This window comes from Kocuria sp. ICS0012, from assembly GCF_001665945.1.
Classification (GTDB): domain Bacteria; phylum Actinomycetota; class Actinomycetes; order Actinomycetales; family Micrococcaceae; genus Kocuria; species Kocuria marina.
In genome coordinates, this window is sequence record NZ_LZMM01000015.1 from 1 (window position 1) to 4,348 (window position 4,348).

6 protein-coding genes are annotated in these 4,348 nt (G+C 60.5%); 1 reads left to right on the top strand and 5 read right to left on the bottom strand.

Annotation, left to right across the window (positions count from 1 at the left end; genetic code table 11):
- Nucleotides 1–106 precede the first annotated feature (106 nt).
- From A5728_RS01395 to A5728_RS01415, 4 genes are all read right to left on the bottom strand, one after another.
- Nucleotides 107–466, bottom strand: a complete 360-nt coding sequence (locus tag A5728_RS01395; RefSeq protein WP_156523336.1) for a hypothetical protein — start codon at nt 464–466, stop codon at nt 107–109.
- A 292-nt stretch (nt 467–758) separates the two neighbouring features.
- Nucleotides 759–998 (bottom strand): hypothetical protein, encoded by a 240-nt coding sequence (locus tag A5728_RS13915; protein WP_156523337.1) that lies wholly within the window; start codon nt 996–998, stop codon nt 759–761.
- Nucleotides 999–1,208: 210 nt separating this feature from the next.
- Nucleotides 1,209–1,436, bottom strand: coding sequence for a glutaredoxin domain-containing protein (locus A5728_RS01405; RefSeq protein ID WP_064845360.1), 228 nt, complete (start codon nt 1,434–1,436; stop codon nt 1,209–1,211).
- A 642-nt stretch (nt 1,437–2,078) separates the two neighbouring features.
- Complete coding sequence (locus tag A5728_RS01415) at nt 2,079–2,435, bottom strand: DUF3846 domain-containing protein (protein ID WP_064845362.1); 357 nt, start codon at nt 2,433–2,435, stop codon at nt 2,079–2,081.
- Between the two features lie 309 nt (nt 2,436–2,744).
- Between A5728_RS01415 and A5728_RS13920 the strand changes: the two genes are divergently transcribed.
- The gene (locus tag A5728_RS13920) at nt 2,745–3,581 is read left to right on the top strand and encodes a hypothetical protein (protein ID WP_156523338.1); all 837 of its coding nucleotides are present in this window, start codon (nt 2,745–2,747) and stop codon (nt 3,579–3,581) included.
- Between the two features lie 193 nt (nt 3,582–3,774).
- Here the strand turns inward: A5728_RS13920 and A5728_RS01420 are convergent, their stop codons facing one another.
- Nucleotides 3,775–4,119 (bottom strand): hypothetical protein, encoded by a 345-nt coding sequence (locus A5728_RS01420; protein ID WP_064845363.1) that lies wholly within the window; start codon nt 4,117–4,119, stop codon nt 3,775–3,777.
- Nucleotides 4,120–4,348 lie beyond the last annotated feature (229 nt).

Here is a 4,348-nt window from a genome sequence, read left to right on the forward strand (position 1 = left end):
ATCTTATTTTTTTTGTGGGCCAACAACTAATGCCCGTCGTTTGGTCCATGGCATAATGAAGCCCCAAACCCGGGGCCGCGGTAGGGGCTCTTCGTGGGCAGAGATTTTACCCTGACAAGCTGTCCCAGGTGTACCAATCTTCCCCACCGTGTGTGGCAATCTGTTCCCGCAACCGGCCGGCTGTTGCCATCGAGTTCTTGAACTTTTCCCTCGCGAAACCATCCACGCAGGACGGGTGAAGCTCCGATATGAACAGGCCCAGCTCACGCGCGGCGAGACCCAGTTCCTCGAACCCCTTGGCGATACTCTTGCCATCTGCGTCGCAGATTCCCTTGTACTCATCAAACGTCCACTTACTTTCTTTGGCGATGATGCGCGCAGCTTCAGAATAGTTGCAGCCATGTATCTTGGGCTGAGTAATGGCCTGGATGGGCTGACTTGTCTGAATGTTTTCCATTTCGTTCATGTTGTTTACACTTCTTCTAGGCGATAATTTTTTTCTCATATTTCTATAATAGACCATATTTCGTTTTCGTGGGGAAACCTGATTTAGCACTGTCGAGTAGTGGCGTGTAAGAAAAATAATCGGGGACGGAATGCACTCGCAGAAATATTCACTAAGTGGATCTGTATGTCACAACAGGGCCATCTCAGGAATCCGGCCCACCTTCGAAATGGGACAAATCCATACACGGACGAATGCTGTCTCGAAACGTCCATCGGCCGCGAGCGCAGAGGGGTGGAGTGATGGCGTCCGGCTACAGAGGCGGGGAGTTGTACTCGTTGCGAGCGCGCAGGTAGAGGTCTTGGAGTGACATCCACCGTCTCGCAGCTCGCGCTCCGGCCAGGGCAAGGAGCAGGGCCAAGTAGGGGGCGCTCCAGAGTCCGCGGGGGGTGCCCCCGAGGGCGAGCGCCACGATGAGAGCTGTGGCTGCGGTGAGGGGCAGGAGGGCTAGGCATGCGTCTAGGCGGCGCTGCGCCTGGAGGTGGCCGAGCATGCGTTGCTGAGCGCGTGGGGCGCGGCGGGTGAAGGTGTCATCGGTATGGGCTGGGCTTGCTGCGTAGCGTGCCAGGTGCGCTCGTCGCTGAGGGGAAAGCCGGTTCCGCCCATGGGGTCGCACGAGGATCGCCGCGCCCCGGAGAGACAGGGGCACGGCGATCAGGGCGGCTACCTGGAGTCCGTGGAAGATGAGCGGGGTCATGGGGGATCAGGCGCGTGTGAGCGCGGTGAGGCGGTCGGGGCGGAACCCGGACCAGTGTTCACCGGTGTCGGCGATGCACACGGGGGCTTGGGCGTACCCGAGGGAGCGGACGTGCTCTAGGGCCTTGGGGTCGGTGCTGAGGTCCACGGTGCGGTAGGGCACTCCGCGCCGGGTGAGGGCTCTGCATGTGCTGGCGCAGTCGGTGCATCCGGGGGTGGTGTAGATGATGAGCATGGGGTGTTCCTTCCTGGGGTATGAACGTCAGCCAGTTTATAAACTATTTTATCAATCTCATAGGGCCGAGAAAAGACCTCGCCCCGGAACCCGATGCCCCGCGCTCGCAAAATGGCGGAGAACGTCGCACAGTGGACGCATGACCCCGGAGGACGAAGCAGCCGAGTACTACATGCGTACTGCGCAAGCGGCCATGCGCCACCACGGATTGAACTCGGAGCACTGCGCCAAGCTTGCGGCGTGGGCGCGATCCGCGGGGAAGGCCGGCCACAAGGAGCGCGGGGTGATCGTCAGTGGGGACGGCCGACTGTGGGCCGAGACAGTGCATCCCCCGACGCCGGTGCTTGACGCGTCGGGGCGGGGGCAGGTTCCGCGCCCGCCGTGGCGAATCAACCCGGCGACGTGGCCAGGCGGGAACCCTCCCGAGGGACGGCGGGCTCTGGGCGAGGCCATGGACGCCGTCAGGGATAGGACAGGGCAGCCGGTGGCGCACATCATCTATGGGGAGGTGTGTACGGGCTGGATAGGGATGTGGGGCCCGCAGGATCGTGAGTGGCCGCACAGAACCACCCGAGGCAGGCCGTAGGGCCCGCGCAGGACGCTCTCGCGTCCCACGCAGGCCCTACGGGGCTCACCTGGCGGTCAGACCTGCTGCAAGGCAGCGTGCAGCTCGTGGACCTGGAGGGGATCGAGGCCAGTGGTGTCGCCCTCCTCGTCCACGCCACCCGCGATGATGGCGTCCCCCGCGATCTGGTCCCATCCCAGGATGCCGCCGAGGGCACCAGCCAGGAACGTCGCGCGGACGTTCACCGGCAACGAGAGCAGCTTCCCCTCCTCGTTGACGTACATGTCCGCGCGCTGCCTGGCCAGGTGAACCGGCTCGACAAGCCCGCCCACAGCACCCTGGAGCGCGGCAAGCGTGGCGTCGGCGTCGATGTCCCGCAGCTCAGTGGGCGCCTCGGTGTCGGCCGGGATGAACAAGGCGGTAATGGTGGGCATGGGAACCCTCCTGGGGTCTCGATGTCCGGGGCCGTGTGCCCCGCTAACAAAAATGACATTACACACACGCTATTTTTGATTCAATGGCGGGCGGGCAAAGGGTTTACGGACCGGGCCGGGACATGGTGGGGCATCCACGCTCATAGTGCTCGGGCCTAGATAGAGCCGCGCACGGGCTCACTGTTCTAGGGGCGGCCCCGTTCGTCGGAGGGGGTGTGAACTAGGCCCTCCAAGCGGTACTTGCAGCAAAACTTGGGGCCCGCGCGTAGTGTTTGGTTTGAGGGGTAATTGATGGACTATTTTTGTACCATGACTGAATCATTCGAACCGCTATCGGTGCGGCGCGGTCGGCGCGACCCCTTGCCCTATGTAGACGGCATTCCAAATCATATCTATCTTGGTGTCATGGAATGGGTAAAAGATGCACTAAGCACGGTTGATGAACGTGTAGAAATGCTCATGGCGGCGAAGCTGAGTATTGTGCCGGGAGCTACCTATTACCATGGCATTATAGACGCTTGCCGCAAATCTGAGGATATAGTACTTGATGTTGTTGACTACATATTTAGGCAGGGTATTTGTTTATATAAAAATCAAGCACTTGAACTGGGTGAAATACTTGATGCTGGCCGCTCTTTGTGGACGGTAGGCTTCCCGGAGGACGGCTCAAAACCTTACCTCCAACGACGTGTGCCAGAATCTGTAGAGAAGAGGTATCTTGCCGCACGCGCAACGGAAGGCCTGGTAAAAGATCAATTAACGTTGGCCTGGCACAAGGCATACGGGCGCGAGGAAGATGCTGAGGGTAGTTGGAAGGCGGCCATCAAAGCTGTCGAGGCCACGCTGGGGCCTATTGTGACTCCTAGAAACTCCGGAGCTAGTCTGGGTCAGATCCGCGCAAGTATTGCCGATGGGGAGAAAAAAGATAAATGGGTATGCTCACTACCTTTGTGGGGCGATGAGACGGTTAAAGGCATGACGTCGGTGCAGGCATTCCTCCAGGTCCTTAGCCGTCTTCCCTTCGATGTTGGCCGTCATGGTACCGACAATCGTCAGGCTGACATCACCCAAGCTCGCGCTGTTATGGACATCGCTGTTGTCATTATTAACTGGGTGAACCAGGGAGTTTTTAAAGCGGCCAAGTAAAAAGGCTTTTGTCCCGCCTGAACCTGCTTACGTTAGATTCCCAGGTTGGTGCCTGCCGGTTGGACCAGAAACAACCGCCTCATGCCCACTAGCACTAGCACTTGCAGCGGACGGAAAGTCGTGGTTGGAATCATTAATTGTGGAGCGGCCTACGGGGTTCCGGTTGCCGCACGGGGCGCGCTCGTGTGGTGGGTCAAGGGCGGGGCGTCCAGCCTGCGGCCAGCGCGGCAGTGATTCCCTCCTCGGTGCTCACGTGAGGGGCCTGCCGATCCATTCCCGCGAACTTTTCGGCAGGTATCTCGCGCAGGTCGTCCCACTCCGGGTTGTCCTCCCAGAAGGCCTGGACATCATCGCGGGTGTGAGCACCTGCCACGTCCACGTACAGATCCGTGCTCGGCTTATAGGCCAGTGCATGCACCCATAGCCCATGAGGGCCGGTGAGGGCGTGCAGGCGCAGGTGCGGGTAGCGCTCGCATAGTGCCAGCGCCAGGGCCCAGCAATCGAAGCACGTGAAGGCGTTGGTGGTGGTGTTGGTCATGGTGTGCCCTCTCGGGGTCGGTGGTGGTGGGGCTGCTGCCCGCGGTGACGGGTGCGACAGTACATGCGGTGTATGTGTGGGGCAGGTGTGGTGCGTGGGGGTCTGAATAATTTTGACGGTTTCGGCGTGCTCGTGGGGGTGGTGTGTGTGCTTGCATGCTTGCATGCATGCTTGCTTGCAAGCGTTTTTGCGGGGGGTGTGGTGGTCGTGTCCCGGGGTGTTCGCGGGG